Annotated in this window: 22 protein-coding genes and 1 tRNA gene; 12 read left to right on the forward strand and 11 right to left on the reverse strand. The window is 66.2% G+C overall.

Annotated features, from left to right (window positions below; all coding sequences use genetic code 11):
- The first annotated feature begins 68 nt into the window (after positions 1-68).
- The 3 genes from HNP73_RS00455 to HNP73_RS00465 are packed head-to-tail and all read left to right on the forward strand — an operon-like array spanning position 69 to position 4,983.
- Positions 69-2,477: a DEAD/DEAH box helicase family protein gene (locus tag HNP73_RS00455; RefSeq protein ID WP_184146002.1), complete on the forward strand. Its 2,409-nt coding sequence runs from the start codon at positions 69-71 to the stop codon at positions 2,475-2,477.
- Positions 2,474-3,034, forward strand: a complete 561-nt coding sequence (locus tag HNP73_RS00460) for a restriction endonuclease subunit S (RefSeq protein ID WP_184146004.1) — start codon at positions 2,474-2,476, stop codon at positions 3,032-3,034. The genes HNP73_RS00455 and HNP73_RS00460 overlap by 4 nt, the downstream gene beginning before the upstream one ends.
- Positions 3,034-4,983, forward strand: coding sequence for a class I SAM-dependent DNA methyltransferase (locus HNP73_RS00465; protein WP_184146006.1), 1,950 nt, complete (start codon positions 3,034-3,036; stop codon positions 4,981-4,983). Before HNP73_RS00460 ends, HNP73_RS00465 begins: the two co-directional genes overlap by 1 nt.
- Before the next feature lie 39 nt (positions 4,984-5,022).
- On the opposite strand, the gene tcmP is transcribed toward HNP73_RS00465, so the two are convergent.
- The 8 genes from tcmP to HNP73_RS00505 all read right to left on the reverse strand — a co-directional run bounded on the left by tcmP (position 5,023) and on the right by HNP73_RS00505 (position 12,210).
- Positions 5,023-6,174, reverse strand: coding sequence for a three-Cys-motif partner protein TcmP (tcmP, locus tag HNP73_RS00470; protein WP_184146008.1), 1,152 nt, complete (start codon positions 6,172-6,174; stop codon positions 5,023-5,025).
- Positions 6,174-6,941, reverse strand: coding sequence for a DUF5131 family protein (locus tag HNP73_RS00475; protein ID WP_184146010.1), 768 nt, complete (start codon positions 6,939-6,941; stop codon positions 6,174-6,176). The genes tcmP and HNP73_RS00475 overlap by 1 nt, the downstream gene beginning before the upstream one ends.
- 383 nt (positions 6,942-7,324) lie before the next feature.
- A tRNA-Ser gene (locus HNP73_RS00480) sits at positions 7,325-7,414 on the reverse strand.
- 328 nt (positions 7,415-7,742) lie between these two features.
- Positions 7,743-8,624: a calcium-binding protein gene (locus tag HNP73_RS00485; protein WP_343063164.1), complete on the reverse strand. Its 882-nt coding sequence runs from the start codon at positions 8,622-8,624 to the stop codon at positions 7,743-7,745.
- A gap of 120 nt (positions 8,625-8,744) precedes the next feature.
- Entirely contained in the window at positions 8,745-10,199 is a 1,455-nt protein-coding gene (gene dnaA, locus HNP73_RS00490) for a chromosomal replication initiator protein DnaA (protein ID WP_184146014.1), read from the reverse strand.
- A gap of 594 nt (positions 10,200-10,793) precedes the next feature.
- On the reverse strand, positions 10,794-11,060 hold the full coding sequence (gene rpsT, locus HNP73_RS00495; RefSeq protein ID WP_184146017.1) for a 30S ribosomal protein S20: 267 nt from the start codon (positions 11,058-11,060) through the stop codon (positions 10,794-10,796).
- Positions 11,061-11,127: 67 nt separating this feature from the next.
- Positions 11,128-11,316 (reverse strand): hypothetical protein, encoded by a 189-nt coding sequence (locus tag HNP73_RS00500; RefSeq protein ID WP_184146019.1) that lies wholly within the window; start codon positions 11,314-11,316, stop codon positions 11,128-11,130.
- 117 nt (positions 11,317-11,433) lie between these two features.
- A complete protein-coding gene (locus HNP73_RS00505) occupies positions 11,434-12,210 on the reverse strand; it encodes an enoyl-CoA hydratase (protein WP_184146022.1) in 777 nt (258 codons plus the stop codon).
- Between the two features lie 314 nt (positions 12,211-12,524).
- Here HNP73_RS00505 and HNP73_RS00510 point away from each other — a divergent pair, with 314 nt between their 5' ends.
- The 3 genes from HNP73_RS00510 to HNP73_RS00520 are packed head-to-tail and all read left to right on the forward strand — an operon-like array spanning position 12,525 to position 14,855.
- A complete protein-coding gene (locus HNP73_RS00510; RefSeq protein ID WP_184146025.1) occupies positions 12,525-13,448 on the forward strand; it encodes a DMT family transporter in 924 nt (307 codons plus the stop codon).
- Positions 13,449-13,452: 4 nt separating this feature from the next.
- Positions 13,453-13,767, forward strand: a complete 315-nt coding sequence (locus tag HNP73_RS00515) for a DUF952 domain-containing protein (protein WP_184146027.1) — start codon at positions 13,453-13,455, stop codon at positions 13,765-13,767.
- Positions 13,764-14,855, forward strand: a complete 1,092-nt coding sequence (locus HNP73_RS00520; RefSeq protein WP_184146030.1) for a quinone-dependent dihydroorotate dehydrogenase — start codon at positions 13,764-13,766, stop codon at positions 14,853-14,855. The genes HNP73_RS00515 and HNP73_RS00520 overlap by 4 nt, the downstream gene beginning before the upstream one ends.
- On the opposite strand, the gene HNP73_RS00525 is transcribed toward HNP73_RS00520, so the two are convergent.
- The 3 genes from HNP73_RS00525 to HNP73_RS00535 are packed head-to-tail and all read right to left on the reverse strand — an operon-like array spanning position 14,825 to position 17,066.
- Positions 14,825-16,081, reverse strand: a complete 1,257-nt coding sequence (locus HNP73_RS00525) for an MATE family efflux transporter (protein ID WP_184147967.1) — start codon at positions 16,079-16,081, stop codon at positions 14,825-14,827. The two genes, HNP73_RS00520 and HNP73_RS00525, sit on opposite strands and share 31 nt — an antisense overlap.
- A 50-nt stretch (positions 16,082-16,131) precedes the next feature.
- Positions 16,132-16,638 carry a hotdog domain-containing protein gene (locus HNP73_RS00530; protein WP_184146032.1) on the reverse strand — a complete coding sequence of 169 codons (507 nt, stop codon included), beginning with the start codon at positions 16,636-16,638 and terminating at the stop codon, positions 16,132-16,134.
- A complete protein-coding gene (locus tag HNP73_RS00535) occupies positions 16,635-17,066 on the reverse strand; it encodes a PaaI family thioesterase (protein WP_184146035.1) in 432 nt (143 codons plus the stop codon). Before HNP73_RS00535 ends, HNP73_RS00530 begins: the two co-directional genes overlap by 4 nt.
- 207 nt (positions 17,067-17,273) lie before the next feature.
- Between HNP73_RS00535 and HNP73_RS00540 the strand changes: the two genes are divergently transcribed.
- From HNP73_RS00540 to HNP73_RS00565, 6 genes are read left to right on the forward strand one after another with little or no spacing between them, the layout of a single operon-like run.
- The gene (locus HNP73_RS00540) at positions 17,274-17,666 is read left to right on the forward strand and encodes a MerR family DNA-binding protein (protein ID WP_184146039.1); all 393 of its coding nucleotides are present in this window, start codon (positions 17,274-17,276) and stop codon (positions 17,664-17,666) included.
- A 45-nt stretch (positions 17,667-17,711) separates the two neighbouring features.
- Positions 17,712-19,466 carry an acyl-CoA dehydrogenase gene (locus tag HNP73_RS00545; RefSeq protein ID WP_184146040.1) on the forward strand — a complete coding sequence of 585 codons (1,755 nt, stop codon included), beginning with the start codon at positions 17,712-17,714 and terminating at the stop codon, positions 19,464-19,466.
- 13 nt (positions 19,467-19,479) lie between these two features.
- Positions 19,480-20,127 carry a glutathione S-transferase family protein gene (locus HNP73_RS00550; RefSeq protein WP_184146042.1) on the forward strand — a complete coding sequence of 216 codons (648 nt, stop codon included), beginning with the start codon at positions 19,480-19,482 and terminating at the stop codon, positions 20,125-20,127.
- Positions 20,124-20,576 carry a GFA family protein gene (locus tag HNP73_RS00555; protein ID WP_184146045.1) on the forward strand — a complete coding sequence of 151 codons (453 nt, stop codon included), beginning with the start codon at positions 20,124-20,126 and terminating at the stop codon, positions 20,574-20,576. The genes HNP73_RS00550 and HNP73_RS00555 overlap by 4 nt, the downstream gene beginning before the upstream one ends.
- A complete protein-coding gene (locus tag HNP73_RS00560; protein ID WP_184146048.1) occupies positions 20,573-21,784 on the forward strand; it encodes an acetyl-CoA C-acetyltransferase in 1,212 nt (403 codons plus the stop codon). The genes HNP73_RS00555 and HNP73_RS00560 overlap by 4 nt, the downstream gene beginning before the upstream one ends.
- Positions 21,784-22,254 carry a cupin domain-containing protein gene (locus tag HNP73_RS00565; protein ID WP_184146051.1) on the forward strand — a complete coding sequence of 157 codons (471 nt, stop codon included), beginning with the start codon at positions 21,784-21,786 and terminating at the stop codon, positions 22,252-22,254. Before HNP73_RS00560 ends, HNP73_RS00565 begins: the two co-directional genes overlap by 1 nt.
- The last annotated feature ends 149 nt before the right edge of the window (positions 22,255-22,403 follow it).

Here is a 22,403-nt window from a genome sequence, read left to right on the forward strand (position 1 = left end):
ACTGGATGCCGACCCGATTCATCCTTCCGTTCGCAGATAGCATTTTCCAGCTGGGCGGGAGGGTGACCATGAGCATGAATGAAGCCGATACGCGGTATCACCTCATCGACCCAGTCCTCCGGGCAAAAGGCTATGTAAGCCGGGACCAGGTTACGCTCGAAACCGTTCTGACGCCGCCGCCGGTGGAGCCCACAGGGCCAAAGGGGCGCAGGCGGAAAGGTCCGGGGCGCACGGACTATCTCCTGTGCGTCCAGATCGCGGACATGCCGAAGTCGATGCCCATCGCTGTGCTCGAAGCAAAGAAGGAGGGGGACGATCCGCTCAAGGGCATGCAGCAAGCTAAGGCTTATGCCGATTGCGAGCGGTACGAGGTCAAGTACGTCTTCTCGACCAATGGCCACCGCTATGGGGAGTACGACTGCTTCTCAAGCCTGCAGGCTGGGCCCTTTCAGTTTCCCGATTTCCCCACGCACCCCGACCTGACGACACGGTATGCGAAGGACAGTGGGATAGACCTCCACGCCCCCGACGCAGCCATGCTGTTCCAGGCGGACAGCCCGGCATGGGCTCAAAGCCGCTACTATCAGGATGCAGCGATCCGCGCCGCCTTCGAGAAGATCATTCTGGACCGCCAGGCTGGCACGGCACCCCGGGTGTTGCTGACGCTCGCCACAGGCGCAGGCAAGACGATTATCGCCACGAACCTGCTCTGGCGGCTGTCGCAGGCCGGCCAGCTCCCCAAGCCAGCGCTCTTCCTGTGTGACCGGGATGAACTTCGCGAGCAGGCCTACAACAAGCTCAAGGCGGCTTTCGGTGACAACGCCCGCATCGTGAAGACGGAGCGGGGCGGCAACGCCGCGCAGAACGCACGGATCCATATCGCCACCTACCAGACGCTCGGACTGGACGACGATGACGGGTTCGCCAGCTTCCTGTCCGAGCACTACGGTCAGGACGCGTTTAGCGTCATCATCATCGACGAGTGCCACCGCTCTGCCTGGGGCCGGTGGTCCGAGGTGCTTCGCCGCAACCCGAACGCCATCCACATCGGCCTGACCGCGACGCCGCGGAAGCTCGAGGAATCGACGCAGGCCAGCGCCGAGGACCAGGAGATCACTGCCAATAACAGAAAGTACTTCGGCGAACCGGTCTACGAGTACACCCTGATCGAGGCGCAGGAGGACGGCTATCTGGCGGCCTGCGAGATCGTTAAGCGCAAGGCCAGCATCGACAACATGGTCTTCACCCGAGAAGAAATCCTCAGGGCGGGTGTCCGAGACATCAAGACGGGCTTGCCGCTGACCGAGGACGACCTGCCCAAGGCGCAGTACACCGGCAAGGACTTCGACGACGAGCTGTTCGTCGAATTGCGCACGCCGAAGATGTGCGAGGACCTGTTCCAGCTCCTTTGCGCGAATGGTGGGCCGGAGCAGAAGGTCATCATCTTCTGCACGCGCGAGATCCATGCCGACCGGGTCGCGCAGCACATGAACAACCTCTACGTCCGTTGGTGCCGCGAGAACGGTCAGACGCCGAAGGACCACTACGCCTTCAAATGCATGGGCGGAGCGAACAACGGCGCCGACATGATCGAGCCGATGCGCGGGTCCGGCGAACGCGCCTTCATCGCCTGCACGGTCGATCTGTTGGAGGCCGGCGTGGACATCGAACGGCTGAATGCCGTTGTCTTCTTCCGATACCTCCAGTCGCCGATCAAATTCTACCAGATGGTCGGCCGGGGCACGCGCATCCACGAAGAGACGGCCAAGTACAAGTTCTGGCTCTACGACTACACCGGCGTCACCGATCTCTTCGGCACCGAGTTCATCACCAAGCCCCCACGTCCGCGAGGCGATGGAGGCACAGGCAGTGGTGGCGAGGGCGGCGACGACGGGGGCAGCGACGGCCCGTCTGTCGCAGAGATTGGCGGAAAGCAGGTCGTCATCAACCCGCAGGGTCGCTTCATCCTGGTCAGCCGCGAGGGCCGCGACACCCCGATCCCGGTGGACGAGTACCGGCGCGAGGTGATGGCGCGCGTTCTTGCAGAGGCGCACACGCTGGACGAGTTCCGCGAGCTCTGGATCGAGACCAGCAAGCGACGTGACCTGATCGACCATCTGCTGGGCGACAACTTCAGCCCTGAGGTCATCCGCGAAATCGACAAGATGAGCGACTTTGATCTCTACGACTTCTTTGGCCACCACGGCTATCATGCGCGCGCTCTGAAGCGACCCGAGCGAGGGAATCAGTATATCGACTTGAATCGCGGCTGGTTTGACGGCATGGACCCGAAAGCGGCCGTCGTGCTGAAGGAACTGGGCCCCCAGTTCGCGCAAGGCGGTACCGACGCGCTGGAAACGCCTGCGCTGTGGGATGTACCGGAAATCCGGATGGCAGGAGGTCTCGCCGCGCTTCGCGGGCTTGGAAAGCCGTTTGACGTTGTGCGCGAGGCAAAGGGAAGGCTGTTCGGATCGTGAGTAAGAAGATCAAGCTTGGCGACGGCCTGACGGAGATCAAAGGCGGCATTGGTCCCGACTGGGCAAACGTTCCGGTGTATGGCGCGACAGTTGACGGTCTTGCCCCAGCGAAAGAACCGCCTGGGAAGAGCCCTCATAAATACAAGCCAGTGACGCCAGGAACCATTTTCTACAACCCGATGCGCATACTTATTGGTTCTGTAGCTTTTGTTTCCGACGATGACGCGCCTGGGATGACAAGTCCGGACTATGTTGTATTCCGCGGGAATGAAGGCTGCATTGACTCCCTATGGTTCTACTACTGGCTCCGCTCGCCTCTCGGACACGAATGCATACTTTCTCTGGCTAGAGGAGCGGTGAGAGAACGTATGCTTTTCAATCGGCTGGCAGAGGCTGAGGTCTCACTACCTGATTTCGATATTCAGCAGGATTTTGCCAATAAGCTACGCACTGCACAATTTGAGATAAACTCGATAAAGTCTGCAATTGATTTGCAGCTCAGGGACATAAGGAGCCTCCCACACAGAATTGTTGCGGCTTCCTTTGGGGCAGAATAATGAAGCAAGCTAAATCGACAAAACCCCAGCAGAGAAGCATCAACGGCGTGAGATCTCTCTCGACGTTCGTTAAGGGCATTTGTGACGTGATGCGTCGCTCCAATTGCGCCAGCGCCCTACAGTATGTGCCGGAACTGACATGGATCCTTTTCCTGCGCCTACTAGATGCCCAAGAGGCACGCGATCAGGAAGAAGCCGATGCCGTCGGCGTCGGGTTCTCGCACGCCCTGCGCGCGCCCTACCGCTGGCAGGACTGGGCGGCGCCATACTCCGAGAAGCCGGGCCATCCGAAGACTCCGGAGGGGAAGCCGTTCGGCTGGAAGCGCCAGGAACTGTTCGCCGCTGGTGACGGCAAGCTCTTCGACTTCATCAACAAGGAGCTGCTTCCGGCACTGCACGGGCTGGACATAGACGCAAGGACGGGTTTGCCGAACCCCGCAGCATCGCCGAAGCAGCGCATCATCGGCCGGATCATGACGGCGGTCGAACGCGTTCGCGTGGATTCCGAGACGAACCTGCGCGACATCCTTGATCGCGTGGACGAGATCAGCGTCGACAACATCGACGACACCCACTTCTTCACCCTGTCGCAGGTGTACGAAGACCTGCTGCTCAAGATGGGCGAAAAGAACTCGGATGGCGGCCAGTTCTTCACCCCGCGCGAGGTGATCCGGGCGATGGTGCACACCGTCGATCCGCAACTCGGCAAGACCATCTATGATCCCTGCTGCGGGACGGGCGGCTTCCTGGCAATTGCATACGAGCACATCGCGCGGAAGCTGGGCCGGTCCCCTCTGAGCACCGATCTCGAGACCTTGAAGCACGACACGTTCTTCGGCCGCGAGAAGGAGAACCTCGTCATCCCGATCGCGCTGGCCAACCTCGTCCTGCACGGGATCGACCAGCCCAATCTCTGGCATGGCAACTCCCTCACGCGCCGGGCAACCTATGGCGCGCTGTTCGACAAGGCGCCGAAGCAGTTTGACGTCATCCTGACCAACCCGCCGTTCGGCGGAAAGGAAGGTAAGGACGCGCAGAAGAACTTCGCCTTCGAGACCAGCTCGACGCAGGTGCTGTTCGTCCAGGACATCCTTGCCGAGCTGGCGCCGAAGGGCACCTGCGCCATCGTTCTCGACGAAGGCATGCTGTTCCGGACCAACGAAAGCTCCTTCGTTGAGACGAAGCGCAAGCTGGTCGACGAATGCGACCTTTGGGCAATTGTGAGCCTGCCGGGAGGGGTCTTCTCGACCGCTGGCGCGGGCGTGAAGACCAATTTGCTGTTCTTCACCAAAGGCAAGAAAACCGAGCGAATCTGGTACTACGACCTGAGCCATGTGAAGGTCGGCAAGAAGACCCCGCTCACACTGGCGCATTTCGGTTTCGACAAGGATGGGAAGCCGCTTGCCGACAGCGCGCTGCCCGCCAATCTGACCGCCGATTGGCTTGAGCAGGAAGAGAACGCCGGGAAGCCGTTCCCGTCCTACGCCCGGCTGCTGCCGCTCCGTGGCAAGACCGAGGCCGACAGCCGTTACTCCTGGACCATCGACTTTGCCGCGCGCCGCGCGAAAGCCCGCGAAGAAATGCAGCCCATCCTGGCGCAGGCAGCTGAAACCAAGGCCGAGGTGATCGACCTCAAGGAAAAGCTCAAGCGCCTGAAGAAGCTGAAGACTTCAGATGCCGAGGTGGCTGCGCTTATTGGCGAAATCAACGAGAAGGAGAAGTCGGCGCGAGAACTGGAGGCTCAGGCAGCTGCCATTGACGCTGCTGTCTTCGACCTGAAGGCGGTCAATCCAAGCACCGTTGCAAAGTTTGACGACCGGTCGCCAGCTGAGATCATTCAGAGCATCCACGATCAGGGCCGCATCGTGGCGGAAGCGCTCGCTCGGCTCGCGGCCTTGGTCGAAAACGACGACGCCAGCTTGCCAATGGTGGGTGTTGCGCGTCGGTGATGTGCACGCCACTGCTCGTGGCCGTCGCGGCGGGCGGGCCTAATTTGCCTGCACCTCACCGGCCCAGAGCTTTGTATCGGGGCTCGGGGTTCGCTTGCCAGTCGCAAGGTCGAACTGCAGCAACCCGGCCTTTCGGTTTGTCGCTGCGATCTTGTTCAGGTGCGTGGTCCGGACGGGAACCTGCTCCATAACCTCGCCGGCAAGCGTGCTGAACGCAATCCCCGGTCTGTCGGCAACAATGCGAAGCACCAGTTCGGTGGCCCAGCCCATGTGGGAGGAACAGCCGACCCCGTCACGATCGGTCTCGAAAGCGATGATCTGGTCATCCGGAAAGAGCTGCGACTGGCCGCTCTCCTCGGTCTGGATAGCGTGGCGGGTGCGAACCGCCTCCTTTTCCACCTTTTCCTGAACGCTGCGGAACACCTCTACGCCGAAACTACTGTGCGTGCCGAGGATCAAGCGCATCTTGATCCGGTCCTCACGAGGCTTCCGGATGGCCATGTCCGTCAGATACGTCGCGACCCGTGCCTCCTTCATCCTGGCTTTCAAGAGATGCAGGATTTTCGTTTCGTTGGCCCCCTCGGGCAGCGCCTCGAACGCAGCCTTCCAAGCGGGGTCCGCTAGGAAGCGACCGACCGATTGCGCCACACCATCCCAACCTGCGTGTCGGTTCACTTCTTCGGCCATGAAATTGAACAGGAACTCGCCGTTGAGATTCCGGAGAAAATCGAAGATCTTGCCGGACTCGACATTCCAGCCGGTTGGGTCGATGAAAGTGAAAGTGAAGCCATCGCGGCAGGCGGAGCGGATGCCATCGAGATTGTCCTCGAAAGCACCAGAGAACACCCGGATATCGAATTCGGGCTTCTGGGCTGCAAACTGTTGGAGCTTGGCGACCGAAGCCGGGTTTCGCTCGCAGAACCGGAAACGAACCTTCAGCCCCGGGCGCCCCATATCTAGTAGCGACCGGCGGACGGCATCCAGCGTTTCTATCGCCTGAGAAAATGAAGCGTCTGAGTATTTGTCCGTGTCCGAGACCCGCCAGGGACCCGCAAATGCATCCACGAAATTGAAGACCGGCGATCTGCCCTGGAACAGCTTGTACGCCGCTGACTCAAGGTACTTGTTGAGAAACAGGTGCTTGATGAACGACTGTTCGCGCCCCTGATAGTTTTCGATCCGAGGTGGCATCAAGCATCCTCGGGCTGCAGAGCACGGATGATGGGTTCGGGAACGATCTGCCACGGAAAGCCATTCCACTCTTCACCATCAAGAAGGCGCCCGCCTGACTTCGGCCGGGCACCGCCCCATTGTTTGAAAAAGAACGCCACGTCGTCACGGTCGCAGATGTCACGAAGTTGGCGTGCCCAGCTCTCGTCCATGGGCCGAGCCCGAGGCCCGCTCTCCCCCCCGACGATGGCCCACGCGACGCCCTGCAGATCAACATCCCCGATCGGTCCGAGCAGCGGCTCGAACGAGATGAAGCGTGCATCGGAATTGATCTGCTTCAGGTGCTCGATCCGGCTCGTATGCGCGGCGTCCTCTACAGAAACGCCGAGCCAGATGTGGCGAGGGACCGACCCACCACCATACCGTCGCCGGACGTAGTTGCGCATGAGCGAGCTGCGCTTGGTCAGCACCTGGTAGACATGCCAGTCCGCCTGCTCCATGGCATCGAACACCGCGTCGACGAATTTCCGATCGATGTCCTTGTGGAAGAGGTCGCTCATCGAGTTGACGAAGATCATCCGCGGCTTCTTCCAGAGCACGGGCTGCTTCAGCCTTGATGGCCAGAGTGTCAGGTCGAAGCCCTGCTCGTAGGGGTGTCCGGCAATTCCGCGCCAGCGCTCTGCGAACCGCTCAGCATAGCAGTTGTCACAACCGGGACCGACCTTGGTGCAGCCTGTCACCGGGTTCCACGTCGCGTCCGTCCATTCGATGTCTGACTTCTGGGCCAACTGCTCGCCTCACCGCTTTTTGGCGATGCTAACACGCAGTTGAGTCAGCACAAAGCACGAACGGCCGCTGTGCCGGGATTGGTTGCCAGCTGCAGCCGAACTGCAGCGCAGCGGACAGCGTTCGATCTCTGTTCCATCCGCCATGCAGATGGATTTACCAAATCGCATGCATCAGGGATTTCAAAATATCGATTTAAAACAAATACTTGAGGCTATTCACCGGAACGGAGGCGGTTAACAGGTCGGGAGAATACCGCCCTTGAGAGAACGCGTCCGGGCCTCACGGCGCGTGGGCCGGTTAACAGCCCCACCGGCATAACCCTCGAATACAACGGAAAAATCCGGCCGCAGCCGGATCGGGAGAAAGCTTTCACAAGGGCAAGTGGCGGAGAGGAAGGGATTCGAACCCTCGAGACGGTTCCCCGCCTGCACCCTTAGCAGGGGTGTGCCTTCGACCACTCGGCCACCTCTCCAAGGACGGATATATTCGGCAAGGTCTTTGGGCACAAGGCATTTTCCCGCGCTTCGGTTCAGGACGCCCAGCGTGCTGATTTTTGGTGGTTTTCCCGCAACTTCTCGCGACATGTGGATGGCTTCGCAGAGAAAAGCTCCGGTTCGGGCGGCGAAGGGCTGTCGCAGATGCGGCAGGCCAGGTGCCCGTAATGGTGGCGGACGCAGCGGATATCGTGCCGGCAATTGTGCGCCCGCGTGACGGCGCTTCGGACGTGGAGGCCCCCGACCTCGCGGGCCGGGTGCTTCAGGGGCAATGGGGGGCAGTCCTCGGTCGAGCTCAGCCGGACGTCAGATGAGGAAGTGATCCACGGTCAGGTCAGCCAGCAGATGGTCGGCAAGGGCCACGCGGCTGCCGCCGCCGAAAGAGATCAGGACTTCGCTGCCGTTCTGCTCGGCGCGCGCCAGGACGTCGTCGGCGCTGGCAAAGCCGTAGGCCGTGACGTCGATGCGGTCCGCCCCGACGCCGAAATCCACGATCAGGTCGGTGCCGCCGCCCGCACGGAACTGGAATATGTCCGCGCCTCGGCCACCGATCAGCCGGTCGTTGCCGAGATCGCCCGAGAGGGTGTCCTGGCCAAAGCCACCGAGCAGGAGATCCATGCCGGCGCCGCCGCTCATGCTGTCGTTTCCGGCCTCGCCAAGGAGCCTGTCGTCACCGCGACCGCCGTTCAGCCGGTCATTGCCTTCGCCGCCGAGAAGGGTGTCGCGGCCGTCCTCGCCAAGGAGACGGTCGTCACCCGCCTCGCCGAGCAGCGAGTCACCGCCGACGCCGCCGCGCAGGAGGTCATTGCCCTCGCCGCCGCCCAGCGTGTCGTTGCCGATCTCACCGTTCAGGGCATCGTCGCCCGCCCCGCCGAGCAGCAAATCGTTGCCGGTCCACCCCCGCAGGAGATCGTTCCCGTCGCCACCGCTCATCCAGTCGTCACCGATGCCGCCGAACAGCAGGTCGTCGCCGAAGCTCGCCACCAGCACATCGTCGCCCGCGCCGCCGAACAGACGATCATCACCGGCACGCGACAGGAGGATATCCCGGCCACCGAGGCCCGCCATATTGTCGGAGCCTGGCGTTCCCAACAGGCGATCGGGCCCGCCTGTGCCTTTAATCAGAGCCATACTGCTTTCCCTCTGCCTCAAGTCTTGTTGGCGGCACACCGGCCGCAAGACAAGCATGGTGCAGGCAAGGCGCGCAACCTATGCCCGACTCGCGCGCGGCGGTCGCTTCGGAGCGAGGTGTGTCCTCGACGCAGCAGGCGAGCGGCAAAAACGGCGACGCCTGACGCCGCCCGCGACTCAGGCCTCGAGCATCCGGCGCAGAAGTTCCACGTCTTCGGCGATCTGGGCGTCGGTCGTGCGCAATTCCTCGATCTTGCGCACCGCATGGATCACCGTCGTGTGATCCCGCCCGCCGAACCGGCGACCGATCTCCGGCAGCGATTTCGAGGTCAGGGTCTTCGCCAGATACATCGCCACCTGCCGCGGCCGCGCCACCTGCCGCGCCCGACGGGCCGAGAGGAGGTCCGACATCCGAAGCGTATAGTGATCGGCGACCTTGCGCAGTATCTCGTCGATCGTCACCTTGCGCTCGGACGCGCGCAGGATGTCGGCGAGGCATTCCTGAGTCATGTCGAGGTTGATCTCGCGCCCGACGAGGCTCGCGTAGGCGAAGAGCCGGTTGAGCGCGCCCTCGAGCACGCGAACGTTCGAGCTGATCCGGTGGGCGAGGAACTCCATGACGCCGGAGCCGACCACCACGCCCGGGTGCTGTTCGAGATGCGCCTCCGCCTTCGCCTGCAGGATGCCGAGCCGCAACTCGTAGTCGGTCGGGTGCAGATCGACGACGAGGCCCCACTGCAACCGCGACTTGATGCGATCCTCGAGCCCGTCGATCTCGCCTGGCGCGCGATCGGCGGAGATGATGATCTGCTTCTGCTGCTCGATCAGCGCGTTGAACGTGTGGAAGAATTCCTCCTGGGTGGAATCTTTGCCGGAGATGAACTGCACGTCGTCGACCATCAGCATGTCGACCGAGCGGAACATCTCCTTGAAGCCGTGCATCTCCTTGAAGCGCAGCGCTGACACGAAGCGGTACATGAACTGCTCGGCCGAGAGGTAGAGGACTCGCGCCTCGGGGTTTCGCTGGCGCACTTCCCACGCAATGGCATGCATCAGGTGGGTCTTGCCGAGGCCGACACCGCCGTAGAGGAACAGCGGGTTGAAGGTCACGGTGCCGCCTTCGGCCACCCCTTCGGCCACCCGGTGGGCGGCGGCGTGGGCCAGCTCATTCGGCCGGCCGACCACGAAGTTGTCAAACGTGCAGCGGCCGTCGAGCGGCGACGCCGGAAGATCGACTTCGTTCGCGCCTCCGGTGGCAGCAACCGCCGGCGAGGGCGCCGGCGACGACGCGGCCGCCGATGAGGCCGCCGGCGAGGCTGACCCGGCGCTTGGCACGACACGCATCGCCGGGACCGGAGTCTGGGCTACGGCGAAGTCGAGTCGCGACACCGGCAGCCCCTCGCGACAGAACAGCATCCGCAAGGTATCGCCGTAGGTCCGCTGTACCCAGGTGCCGATGAACGCAGTCGGCGCCGCGAAGCGGCCGACGCCGGCATCTGCGCCGAGAAACACCAGCGGCTCGATCCAGTTCTTGAAATTGTCCTGGCCGATCTGGCTGAACAGGCCAGCGCGCACGCGGGTCCACGGCTCATCGATACGATCGTGGGAGGAGGCCTTGGTCTGCGGTGTCATGGCAACTCTTCGGGGGCAGGATGGGGAGGGACCTGGTGGCGCGACCGTCGTATCAACGAACCTGGGGACAGTCGGCAATCCCCGGCCCCGGGCAGCAACCAACGAGAACCGACGCCCCCCGACGCCGCAACGGGAGATCTACCCCAAGGTTATACTTTGCAACCACAGGTTGTGCGATACGAACGGAGAGCCCTTCTTCGCGTATCCAGGTCACCACTCGCAATTGATCTCACCTTCCCGTCATACTTTTATACACTTCCAGTCTCGTTGACCGGAAATGTTTTCCGCTCCACGTTTCGATGACTAGACGAACTCTTGGCGCCAAGGGTTGCGGCACCTGCCACCGATCCATTCGAGCGCGAAGCTGGAATCGTTAACTCGAGCCTAACATACCGGAGCGCCCCCGAGCGAACAACTGGACCGAAGGCGGAACATCGATCCCGGCTTGAAACGCCCCGCGGAACTCGCTCGCGCGCCCGCGGCGCGCCGGGAAACCCCGGCCCGCACACGGGCAAGCACAACGAAAAACGCGCGCCTCGCGACGCGCGTTGGCGACGGGTCCGGCCGTCGGCCGGCCCGGGCGCTACGGATGACTCAGGCGGAGAGCGCCTTCACCCGGCCAGCGAGGCGGGAGATCTTGCGGCTCGCGGTGTTCTTGTGAACGATGCCCTTCGAGACGTTCTTCATGATCTCGGGCTGCGCGGTCCGGAGAGCCGACGACGCGGCATCGACGTTGCCTGTCGCGATCGCCTCTTCGACCTTGCGGATGAAAGTGCGCATCCGCGAGCGGCGCGCCTTGTTGACGTCTGCGCGGCGCTCGGCCTGCAGCGCGCGCTTCTTGGATGACGGCGAATTTGCCATGTGCGTATCGGTCCGTTCGGTAGCGTGAAATCCAGTCGGGGGCTCATATCCGTGCCCCGGGCCGGTGTCAACCGCCGATCTTGGGACGCCCCGCGATGAACGCGACCACACGCCGGACGAGGGCCCCGAGGGCCATGGCGCGTCCCTCCCGGGAAACGGCCGATCGCCGCCGACGCGGCAGGCGCATCGCCTGCGCTTCAAGCTCTTCGATGTAGCGCGCCCAGCCTGGTGTCGAGTCCTGCATCGCTCCGCTCATGCCGCGACTTCCGCCGAGGCGTACCAGCGAATGATGACCCGAAGATTACGCTGCGCGGACTTTTTCGGTGCGCCGGCTTTTCCCTGACGGGCCTCCCGCGCGGGGTCACGCGCCGGGTCATCGGCCGCGAAACTGCGGGCTTCGCTTTTCGGCGAAGGCCGCCATGCCTTCGGCCTTGTCCTCGGAGGCGAAGAGCGCGTGGAACAGCCGCCGCTCAAAGAGCAGTCCCTCGCGCAACGTCGTCTCGTAGCTGCGGTTCACCGCCTCCTTCACCGCCCGCGCCGTCAGCGGCGATTTCTCCGCGATCTTCCCCGCAGTCTCCCTGGCATCGCGCATGAGGTCACGCGCCGGCACCACGCGGCTCACGAGCCCCGCGCGCTCGGCCTCGGCGGCGTCCATGAAACGCCCGGTCAGGCACATTTCCATCGCCTTCGACTTGCCGACCACCCGGGTCAGCCGTTGCGTGCCGCCCATTCCGGGAATGATGCCGAGGTTGATCTCCGGCTGTCCGAACTTCGCCGTGTCGGCGGCGATGATGAAGTCGCACATCATCGCAAGCTCGCAGCCGCCGCCGAGGCAATAGCCCGCAACCGCCGCGATGATCGGCTTGCGGCAACTCAGGATCGCCTCGGTTTCCGGGGTGAAGCGGTCCTCGGTGAACATCTCGACGAAGCCCTTCGGCGCCATGTCCTTCACGTCGGCGCCGGCGGCAAAGGCCTTCTCCGAGCCGGTGACGATGACCGCGCGCACCCGCGGCGAGGCCTCCATCTCGGCAAGCGCCTCGCCCAGCTCCTCGAGAAGCTGGAAGTTCAGCGCGTTCAGCGCCTCGGGGCGGTTGAGGCGGATGAGCCCGACGTGGTCCTCCACGTCGACGATCAGGGTCTCGAAGGCCACGGGCACGTCTCCTCGGCTGGGGCTCGCCGACCATGGCGCCGCCGCGGGTCCGGTTCAAGCCCCGGTCGGAGAGCGCCGCCCTCGGGGAGCCTCAAGGGCTCCCGCTCGGTCACCGCTTGGCGCTTCGCCGCCGTTGCGGCTTCGCTCCGGCGGAACGGGCTTGCGCCCGTGAGTCTGGGTTTCTCCCCGCCTGTGGGCGGGGCCCCTCGTCCCTGCCCGATAGGCTTCTGCCCATATGAGAACCGCCGGGTTGTGCCTCGCGCGCGCCGGGGCAATAGTGGCCGCGGTTCCCCCGCTGCCGGAAAGTCACTGCCTTGAACCCGCTCCGCGGCATTGCCTGCAAGGTGCTCTCCGTGATCCTGTTCACCTTCATGGCGGTCTGTATCAAGTCGACCGCGCCGCATGTGCCTCCCGGCGAGGCGGTGTTCTTCCGCTCGGCCCTCGCGGTGCCGGTGATCCTCGGCTGGCTCGCCTGGTCGCGCACGCTGCGACACGGGCTCTCGACCCGGCATCCGCTCGGACACTTCTGGCGCGGGTTCGTCGGCACGGCGGCCATGGGGCTCGGCTTCACCGCGCTCGGCTTTCTGCCGCTGCCGGAAGCGACCGCCCTCGGCTATGCCGCGCCGCTCCTCACGGTGATCTTCGGGGCGATGTTTCTCGGAGAGAAGGTCCATGCCTTCCGGCTGACCGCGGTGTTCGTCGGGCTTGTGGGTGTCGTCATCGTGCTTTCACCGCGGCTGACACTGACCAATCCGACCGAGGCGTCGGCCCTGCAGGCGTTCGGCGCGATGGCGGCACTCTTCGGGGCGGTCTGCGCGGCTCTCGCGCAGGTGACGGTGCGAAAGCTCGTCACCACTGAGGCGACGGGCGCGATCGTGCTCTATTTCTCGCTGACATCCGTGGCCCTGTCATTCCTGACGATCCCGTTCGGCTGGACGGTCCCGACCGGGCCAGAGGCGGTGCTGCTGGTGAGTGCGGGCCTGCTCGGCGGTGCGGGGCAGATCTTCCTGACCGAGGGCTATCGCCATGCCGAAACCGGGGTGATCGCGCCCTTCGAGTACGTCTCGATGGTGCTGGCACTCGTGCTCGGCTACCTGATCTTCGGCGAGGCGCCGACGCTCACCATGCTCGCTGGCGCCGTGCTCATCGTCGCCGCCGGGCTTTTCATCATCTTCCGGGAACGGCGGCTCGGTCTCGCCCGCGCCGCCGCACGCCGGGTCATGACACCGCAGGGGTGACGACATGCTGGTCTACAAGGTTCTGCGCGGCTCCGAATGGGCCGAGCTCGAGGCAGCGGGTGAGAGCCCCGGCGCTCCGGTCGACCGGGCGGATGGCTTCGTCCACTTCTCCACCGCGACCCAGCTGCCGGAGACGCTCGCGAAGCATTTCGCCGGCGAGAGCGGGCTCATGATCCTCGCCGTCGACGACAGCGCCGGGTTCACCTGGGAGCCGTCGCGCGGCGGCGCGCTGTTCCCGCATCTCTACCGGCCGCTCCGCCGCGCGGACGTGCTCTGGGCGCGGCCGCTTGGCGAGATCGACGTGGAGGCACTGGCATGAGCCTCGGTGAACGCCTGACACTGCCGCTCCTGCGGCGGATCGACCCCGAGGCCGCGCATGGGCTGGCGCTCCGCGCGCTCGGCGCCGGGCTTGGCGCGCGGACCCCGGCCGATCGCTTTCCGCGCCTCGCGACCGAGCTTGCCGGGCTCGCCCTGCCGAACCCGCTCGGTCTCGCGGCGGGCTTCGACAAGAACGCCACCGTGGTCGGCCCGCTGGTCGCCGCCGGCTTCGGCTTCGTCGAGGTGGGCGCGGCAACCCCCCTGCCCCAGCCCGGCAACCCGCGGCCCCGGCTCTTTCGCCTCGCCGAGGACCGCGCGGCGATCAACCGCTTCGGCTTCAACAACGACGGGGCGGAGGCGATCGCTACCCGGCTGGGCGCGCGCCCGAAGCGGGGCGTGGTCGGGCTGAACCTCGGGGCGAACAAGACGAGCGCCGACCGGGCGGCGGACTTCGCCGCAGTGCTTGCGGTCGCCGGGCCGCATGTCGACTTCGCCACCGTCAACGTCTCATCGCCCAACACCGAGCGGCTGCGCGACCTGCAGGGGGCGGACGCGCTCGCGGCACTCCTCGAGGGCGTGCTGGCGGCGAATGCCCGGCTCTCCCGGCCGGTGCCGGTGTTCCTGAAGATCGCGCCCGACCTCAATGACCGTGAGTTGGCCGAGCTGGTAACCGTGGCAGTGGCGAGCGGCATCTCGGCGATCATCGCCACCAACACCACGCTCTCCCGCGACGGCCTCGCAAGCCCGCAGGCCGGCGAGACCGGCGGGCTCTCGGGGCGGCCGCTCTTCCGGCGCTCGACCGCGCTTCTTGCCCGGGTCTCGGAGCTGACCGACGGACGGCTGCCGCTTGTTGGGGTCGGCGGCGTCGACTCGGCCGAGACCGCCTACGCGAAGATCCGCGCCGGTGCCTGGGCGGTGCAGCTCTACACCGGCCTCGTCTACGGCGGGCTTTCCCTCGTGCCGGAGATCCTCGCCGGGCTCGACGCGCTGCTCGCCCGCGACGGCTTCGCGAGCGTCGCCGCGGCGATCGGCAGCGGCCGTGACGAGTGGCTCGGCCGCTACGCCGCCCGGGCCTCCAGCGCAGGGTAGCGCCTCGCGAGCGTGATGCCGCGGGCGAGGTTCAGGATCATCAGCGCCGCCCAGAGCCCATGGTTGCCGAAGGCGGGAAGCAGCACCATGAGCGCCGCGGCGTAGATCACGACCGAGAGCAGCATCGCGTTGCGGAGCGCGCGGGTTTCCGTCGCGCCGATGAAGATGCCGTCGAGCATCCAGGCGGCAATGCCGATGAGCGGCGCCGCCGCCATCCACGGCAGGTAGCTCTGCGCCGCCGCCTGCACGTCGGGCGCCGTGGTCATCACCCCGACGATGGACGGACCGGCAAGCAGGACGATCGCCGCCATCACCACCGATGTGCCGAGCCCCCACAGGGAAGTCAGGAGCGCCGCCTGCCGGAGGCCGTCGCGGTCGCGGTTGCCAAGCGCCTGCCCGACCAGCGCCTCGGCGGTGAAGGCGAAGGCATCGAGGGCATAGGCGGACACCTCGAGAAACTGCAGCAGGATCTGGTTCGCCGCGAGGGTCACGTCGCCGAGCCCCGCACCGAGGAACAGGAAGGTGGTGAAGCTGCCTTGCAGCACCACCGAGCGGACGAGGATATCGCCGTTCACCTGTGCCATCCGCTTCAGGCGGGCGGGGTCGAGCACCCGGCCCCAGTCGCGCCACTGGTTGCCGGCGAAGGCCGCCCGGCAGAGCCAGAGGCCAAGGCCGAGGCCGCACCATTCGGCGATGAGCGTCCCGAGCGCCACGCCGGGGACGCCCCATCCGAGGCCGAGGGCGAAGATGATGGTGAGCACGACATTGAGCCCGTTCGTCGCAAGCTGCAGCACCAGCACGCCGCGCGTCCGCTCCATGGCAATGAGCCAGCCGGTGAGCGCGTAGAGCGAGATCGCGGCCGGCGCGCCCCAGATGCGGATCGCGAGGTACTGCCGCGCCAGCGCCTCGACCTCGGCCGAGGCGGGCGCCAGGCGGAAGGCGCCCCAGAAGAGCGCGGCCTGCGCGAGCACGAAGACGACACCGGCGGCGAGACCGATCATCAGGCCGCGCATGAGCAGCGCCCCGGTCTCGGCCACGTCGCCGGCACCCCGGGCCTGTGCCACGAGGCCGGTGGTGCCCATGCGCAGGAAGCCGAAGATCCAGTAGATCGACGCAAGGATCACCGCGCCGAGGCCGACCGCGCCGAGCGGTGCCGCTTGTCCGAGCTGGCCGATGACGGCGGTGTCGACCGCGCCGAGCAGCGGCACGGTGACGTTCGCGAGCATGATCGGACCGGCAATGGCGAGGACACGCCGGTTGCTGGCCGCGGCCGGCGTCACTCCTCGCCTGCCGCCATCAGGAAATGCCCGGTCGCCTGCGCGAAGAGCCGGGAGCGGTTGTCCTGCCACGCCTCCACATGGACGCTGGCGTAGCGCCGGCCCATGCGGTTCACCCGGGCGCGGGCGTAGGCGTCGCGCGGCAGGCCGGAGCGCAGGTAGTCGACGGTGAAGTCGATGGTCTTGGGCCAGGCCGGGAACGCGCCCGCCTCGATCGCCGCCGCCTCGGCGCCGCCGCCCTCCATACGCTCCCAGACCTGCGCCCAGGCCAGTTCGACGAGCGCCGCCATCTCGAGAAACGCGCCGATCGCGCCGCCGTGCAGCGCCGGCAGCATCGGGTTGCCGACGAGCTTCTCCTGAAACGGCAGCACCGCAGTCAGCTCGTCACCGCGCCGCTCGAATTCGATGCCGAGGTAGCGCGCATAGGGAACTGCCGCGGCGAGCCGCTCCAGCGCGATGTCGCGGCGGTGCTTGATCACCTGCACGGGTTCGGGGGCGGGCCTCACTTCCTTGCCTCCACGGTGAACGCACCCGCCGCCGTCGCGACCGGGTCGGCCGGGTCGGTGGTCCAGGCCGTCGCGCGGACGAAGGCGACGGTGCGGGTGACGCGGTAACACTCGGCGCGCGCGACGAGACCCTGACCGGGCTCGGCGGAGCGCATGTAATCGATGCGAAGATCAATCGTCGCGGTCGGACCCGGCGCGACCCGATGCAGCATGACCGATGCGCCGCAGCAGGTGTCGAGCAGTGCGGTCACCACGCCGCCGTGCAGAACGCCGCTGGCGGGGTCACCGACGAAGCGCTCGTCATAGCCGAGCGTCATGGTTGCGATGCCGTCGCCGGCGTCGATCAGGTCCATGCCGAGATCGCGCGCATGCGGCAAGGCCCGGATGAACTTCCGCGCCGTCTCGACTCTCTCCGAAGCGTCCTGCATCGCCGCCGTCCCAGCCCACCACACTGGGCGCCAGATGCACACAATCGGCGGCCTCCTTCAACCGCGTCCCTCGCTCCCCGGCCGCCACCGCGCGCGGCACCCGACGTTCGCGTCATCTTTACGTTAACGTCAACTTTTATCTTGCAATCATCGCCGCTCGCCTCCATCCTGTTCGGGACGTTGCCCCCCCCCGAACGGCCTGAACGCGTGACTGAGAACCTGACCCCCATTGCGGAGATGTGCGCCGAGTTCGGCGTCACACCCAGAACCCTGCGCTTCTACGAATCGAAGGAGCTGCTCACACCGGTTCGAGTCGGCCAGCGGCGGCTCTATACCCGCTGCTGCCGTGCGCGGCTGACGCTGATCCTGCGCGGGCGGCGCTTCGGCTTCTCGCTCGAGGAGATGCGTGAGCTGCTCGACCTCTACAACCACGAGGATCAGGGGACCCAGCTCTCCCGCACGGTCGAGGTGGCCGAGAAGCGCCTCGCGGCGATGGAGGCGCAGCGCACCGAGCTGGAGATCGCGATTACCGACCTGCGTCAGCAACTCGCCTGGGCGCGCTCCATTCTCGACGGCCGCGGGACCGACGCGGCCGAATAACTCCGCGCCCGACGCCATGGGCCCGGACTCTCCCCGGAGGAAATATTGGCCGCCTACACTCCCCCGCTCCGCGACGTGGCGTTTCTTTTGCATGACGTCCTTCGCGTCGAGGAGCAACCGACGCCCGGCTATGCCGAGCTTGACCGCGCCACCACCGCCGCCGTGCTCGATGAAGTGGGCCGGATCTCTGCCGAGGTGCTCGCGCCCCTGAACGCGGTCGGTGACCGCGAAGGCTGCCGCCTCGAGAACGGCGTCGTGCGCACGCCGACGGGATTTGCGGACGCCTTCGCACTGCTGCGCGACGGCGGCTGGACCGGCATCGACTGCGATCCCGAGTACGGCGGCCTCGGCCTGCCCTTCGTCATCCACGCCGCCGCCGGCGAATTCCAGTCCGCCGCCAACATGGCCTTCGGCATGTACGCGGGCCTCACCCATGGCGCCTATTCCGCCATCCACGTCCACGGCAGCGCGGCGCAGAAGGCGAAATGGCTTCCGAACCTCGTCTCCGGCCGCTGGACCGGCACGATGAACCTGACCGAGCCGCAGGCCGGCACCGACCTCGCGCTGCTGCGCACGAAGGCCGAGCCCGACGGCGACGGCTTTCGCCTCACCGGCCAGAAGATCTTCATCTCCGCCGGCGACCACGACATGGCCGACAACATCGTCCATCTCGTCCTCGCGCGCCTGCCCGACGCGCCCGCCGGGGTACGTGGCATCTCGCTCTTCATCGTGCCGAAGCTCCTCGTGAACGGCGACGGCACGCTGGGCGAGCGCAATGCCGTCTCGGTCGGCAAGGTCGAGGAGAAGATGGGCATCCACGGCAACTCCACCTGCGTCATGAACTACGACGGCGCACTGGGCGAGTTGCTCGGCGAGCCGCATCAGGGCCTCAAGGCGATGTTCACCATGATGAACGAGGCCCGCTCGCAGGTCGGGATGCAGGGCCTCTCCCAGGCCGCCGGCGCCTACCAGCTCGCAGCCAGCTACGCGCGCGACCGCCTGCAGGGCCGCGCCGTCACCGGGCCAGTGAACCCCTCCGGCCCCGCCGATCCGATCATCGTCCACCCCGACGTGCGCCGGCTCCTGCTCGACCAGCGCGCCTTCGTCGAGGGCGGGCGCGCCTTCATGCTCTGGGCCGCGACCCTCATCGACGCCCACAAGGCGGGCGACGCCGACGCGGGCGGCCTCGTCTCGCTGCTCACGCCCGTGGTGAAGGGCTACCTGACCGACAAGGGGTTTGACGCCTGCGTCGCCGCCCAGCAGGTCTTTGGCGGCCACGGCTACATCGAGGAGACCGGCATCGCGCAGTTCGTCCGCGATGCCCGCATCGCGATGATCTATGAGGGCGCCAACGGCATCCAGGCGCTCGATCTCGTCGGCCGCAAGCTCGGTGCCGGGAACGGCAAGCCGGTGATGGCCTTCTTCGGCCTGATCCGCGCCTTCCTGAAGGAGAACGAGGGGGACGAGCGGCTGAAGGCCGACTTCCTCGACCCGCTCAAGTCCGCCTCGAAGGACATGCAGGCCGCGGCCGAGTTCTTCCTCGCCAACGTCCGCGATCCCGACGCGGCGCTCGCGGGCTCCACCGACTTCCTGCACCTCTTCGGCCACACCTGCCTCGGCCTCATGTGGGCGCGCATGGCGAAAGTTGCCCTCGCTGCGCCCGATGACGAGTTCCACCGTGCCAAACTGGCCACCGGGCGCTACTTCATGTCGCGGGTGCTCCCGGCGACGGGTCTGCACCTCGCCCGCATCCGCTCCGGCGCGGCACCGGTGATGTCGCTCGACGCGGATGCCTTCTGACGGGGGAGAACCGATGCCCGAGTACCGGCTCTACTGCTTCGCCCAGTCCGGCAACGCCTACAAGGCAGCTCTCCTGCTTGCCCTCGCCGGTGCCGACTGGGAGCCGGTCTTCGTCGATTTCTTCAACGGCGAGACCCGCACGCCCGAATATCGCGCGCTGAACGCCATGGGCGAGGCACCGATCCTCGAACACGGCGACCTGCGCCTCACCCAGTCGGGCGTCATTCTCGACTACCTCGCCCGGCGCTTCCCGGACTTCGGGCCGACGTCCGAGGAGGAGCGTCGCGAGATCCTGCGCTGGACGCTCTGGGACAACCACAAGCTCACCTCCTGCATCGCCACCCTGCGCTTCCAGCTGAAATTCCTCCCCGAGGAAAAGCGCCTGCCGGAGGTCATCGACTTTTTCACCAGGCGGTCCGGCGCGGCGCTGCGGGTTCTCGACCGCCACCTCTTTCACCGCGACTGGATCGCCGCCGATCACCTCACCACCGCCGACCTCTCCTGCATCGGCTATCTCTACTACGACCACGAGTTTCCCCACGACCTCACCACTTTCCCGAACATCGACCGCTGGCGACAGCGCATCGCCGCGCTTCCCGGCTGGCGGCACCCCTACGACCTGATGCCGGGCCACCCGCTGCCGCCAGGGGTGCTGTCATGAGCATCACCGGTGGTTGCCAGTGCGGCCGGATCCGCTACGAGGCCGCCGCACTTGGCCCCGCCAACCTCTGCCACTGCCGCATGTGCCAGCGCGCCACCGGCAACGCCTTCGCCCCGCTCGTCACCGCCACGGACGTCCGGTTCACCGGCACGCCCACGCGCTTTGCCTCCTCCGACGTCGCCGAGCGCGGCTTCTGCCGCGACTGCGGCACGCCACTCTTCTACGCGCCCACCGGGACCGACCAGATCGAGCTGATGGCCGGAACCCTGGATGACCCCGACGCGGCCAGCCCGGCGCTGCACTATGGCATCGAGAGCCGTGTAAGCTGGCTGCACCTCGCCGACGGACTGCCGGAATACGCAACGCGTCCACATGGCCTGTCGGGCAACGGTCCCGCCCGGATCACCAGCCTGCAAGCCCCGATCGGACCCGATACGGAGACCCCATGACCGACGCCTACATCTACGACTGCGTCCGCACACCCCGGGGCCGTGGCCGCGCCGACGGCGCGCTCCACGAGGTGACGGCGCTCCGCCTCTCCGCCGCCACGCTCGACGCGCTCCGTGCCCGGACCGGCACTGCGACGGACGAACTCGACGACGTGATCTGGGGCAACGTCACGCAGGTCGGCGAACAGGGCGGCTGCCTCGCGCGCTCCGCGGTCCTCGCCTCCGGCCTGCCGGAAGCGGTGCCAGGCCTCTCGATCAACCGCTTCTGCGCCTCGGGCCTCGAGGCGGTGAACCTCGCGGCAAACCAGATTCGCGGCGGCGCGGGCGAGGCTTACGTGGCAGGCGGCGTCGAGATGATGAGCCGCATCCCCATGGGCTCGGACGGCGCGGCCATCGCCGTCGACCCGTCCCTCGCCATGAAGACCTACTTCGTGCCGCAGGGCATCAGCGCCGACATCATCGCCACCGAATACGGCTTCTCCCGCGACGACGTCGACGCCTACGCCGTCGAGAGCCAGCGCCGCGCCGCCCTCGCATGGAGCGAAGGCCGCTTCGCCCGCTCCATCGTCCCGGTCACCGACCGGAACGGCGTCGAAATCCTCGCCCGCGACGAGCACATGCGGCCCGAGACCGACATGCAGACGCTCGGCGCGCTCAAGCCCGCGTTCCGGGACATGGGCGAAACCATGCCCGGCTTCGACGCGGTGGCAATGCTGAAATACCCCCACCTCGAACGAGTCAACCACGTCCACCACGCCGGCAACTCGTCGGGTATCGTCGACGGCGCCGCCGCGATGCTCATCGGCTCGAAGGGTTTCGGCGAGCGGCACGGCCTGAAACCCCGCGCCCGTATCCGCGCCACCGCCCGCGTCGGCACGGACCCGACGATCATGCTGACCGGCCCGGTGCCCGCTACCGAGAAAGCGCTCGCCGCCGCCGGCATGACAATCGGCGCCCTCGACGTGATCGAGGTCAACGAGGCGTTCTCCGCGGTCGTCCTGCGCTTCCTGCAGGCGTTCGACGCCGACCCCACCAAGGTCAACCCCAACGGCGGAGCCATCGCCATGGGCCACCCGCTCGGTGCCACCGGCGCGATGATCCTCGGCACCGCCCTCGACGAACTCGAGCGCACCGGCAAGGGAACGGCGCTCGCCACCCTTTGCGTCGCTTCCGGCATGGGTGCCGCGACGATCATCGAGCGAGTCTGATGGGCATCATCGACGCCTCGACGGCGCCAGCAAAAACCGGCTCGGTCTACCCCGAACCCTACGCCAGCCAGGTCGCCGGCCGCTCGTCGCTGCGCCTCGGCGAGGCGGCGGGCCTCACCCAGTTCGGCGCCAATCTCGTCACCCTCGACCCCGGCGCCCGCTCCTCGCTCCGGCACTGGCACAAGTCCGAGGACGAATTCGTCATGGTGACCGAGGGCGAGCTCGTGCTCCTCCAGGACGAAGGCGAATACATCCTCCGCCCCGGCGATTGCGCCGCGTGGCAGGCGGGCGACCGGAACGGCCACTGCTTCCTCAACCGCACCGATGCGCCCGCCCGCTTCCTCGTCGTGGGCTCACGCGCGCCGCATGAGGTCTGCACCTATTCCGACGTCGACATGATCCTCGAAGCAAAGGACGGCGCCGTCACCTTCACTTACCACGACGGCACTCCGTGGAACGGCCCGCGATGAGCCGGGAACGCCCGCAACCCTCCCGGAGGTCTTCATACGGCCTTGAAACCTGGAGAGCAGTCGGTTTTCCGCCATCAGGCGGAAAACAAGCAAAGAAACAATGCGCGCACCCGCGCGCGCAAGATGGCCGCCACAGCGGCCTCCCCCGG

It is taken from the genome of Amaricoccus macauensis, from assembly GCF_014201905.1.
Lineage (GTDB): Bacteria > Pseudomonadota > Alphaproteobacteria > Rhodobacterales > Rhodobacteraceae > Amaricoccus > Amaricoccus macauensis.

Coding starts and splice junctions, on each gene's coding strand:
- rpsT (WP_184146017.1), bottom strand. CDS start 11,060: ATGGCAAATTCGCCGTCATCCAAGAAGCGCGCGCTGCAGGCCGAGCGC.
- HNP73_RS00550 (WP_184146042.1), top strand. CDS start 19,480: ATGCCCGAGTACCGGCTCTACTGCTTCGCCCAGTCCGGCAACGCCTAC.
- dnaA (WP_184146014.1), bottom strand. CDS start 10,199: ATGACACCGCAGACCAAGGCCTCCTCCCACGATCGTATCGATGAGCCG.
- HNP73_RS00515 (WP_184146027.1), top strand. CDS start 13,453: ATGCTGGTCTACAAGGTTCTGCGCGGCTCCGAATGGGCCGAGCTCGAG.
- HNP73_RS00500 (WP_184146019.1), bottom strand. CDS start 11,316: ATGAGCGGAGCGATGCAGGACTCGACACCAGGCTGGGCGCGCTACATC.
- tcmP (WP_184146008.1), bottom strand. CDS start 6,174: ATGCCACCTCGGATCGAAAACTATCAGGGGCGCGAACAGTCGTTCATC.
- HNP73_RS00560 (WP_184146048.1), top strand. CDS start 20,573: ATGACCGACGCCTACATCTACGACTGCGTCCGCACACCCCGGGGCCGT.
- HNP73_RS00485 (WP_343063164.1), bottom strand. CDS start 8,624: ATGCTTGTCTTGCGGCCGGTGTGCCGCCAACAAGACTTGAGGCAGAGG.
- HNP73_RS00455 (WP_184146002.1), top strand. CDS start 69: ATGAGCATGAATGAAGCCGATACGCGGTATCACCTCATCGACCCAGTC.
- HNP73_RS00565 (WP_184146051.1), top strand. CDS start 21,784: ATGGGCATCATCGACGCCTCGACGGCGCCAGCAAAAACCGGCTCGGTC.
- HNP73_RS00555 (WP_184146045.1), top strand. CDS start 20,124: ATGAGCATCACCGGTGGTTGCCAGTGCGGCCGGATCCGCTACGAGGCC.
- HNP73_RS00520 (WP_184146030.1), top strand. CDS start 13,764: ATGAGCCTCGGTGAACGCCTGACACTGCCGCTCCTGCGGCGGATCGAC.
- HNP73_RS00535 (WP_184146035.1), bottom strand. CDS start 17,066: ATGCAGGACGCTTCGGAGAGAGTCGAGACGGCGCGGAAGTTCATCCGG.
- HNP73_RS00525 (WP_184147967.1), bottom strand. CDS start 16,081: ATGCTCGCGAACGTCACCGTGCCGCTGCTCGGCGCGGTCGACACCGCC.
- HNP73_RS00465 (WP_184146006.1), top strand. CDS start 3,034: ATGAAGCAAGCTAAATCGACAAAACCCCAGCAGAGAAGCATCAACGGC.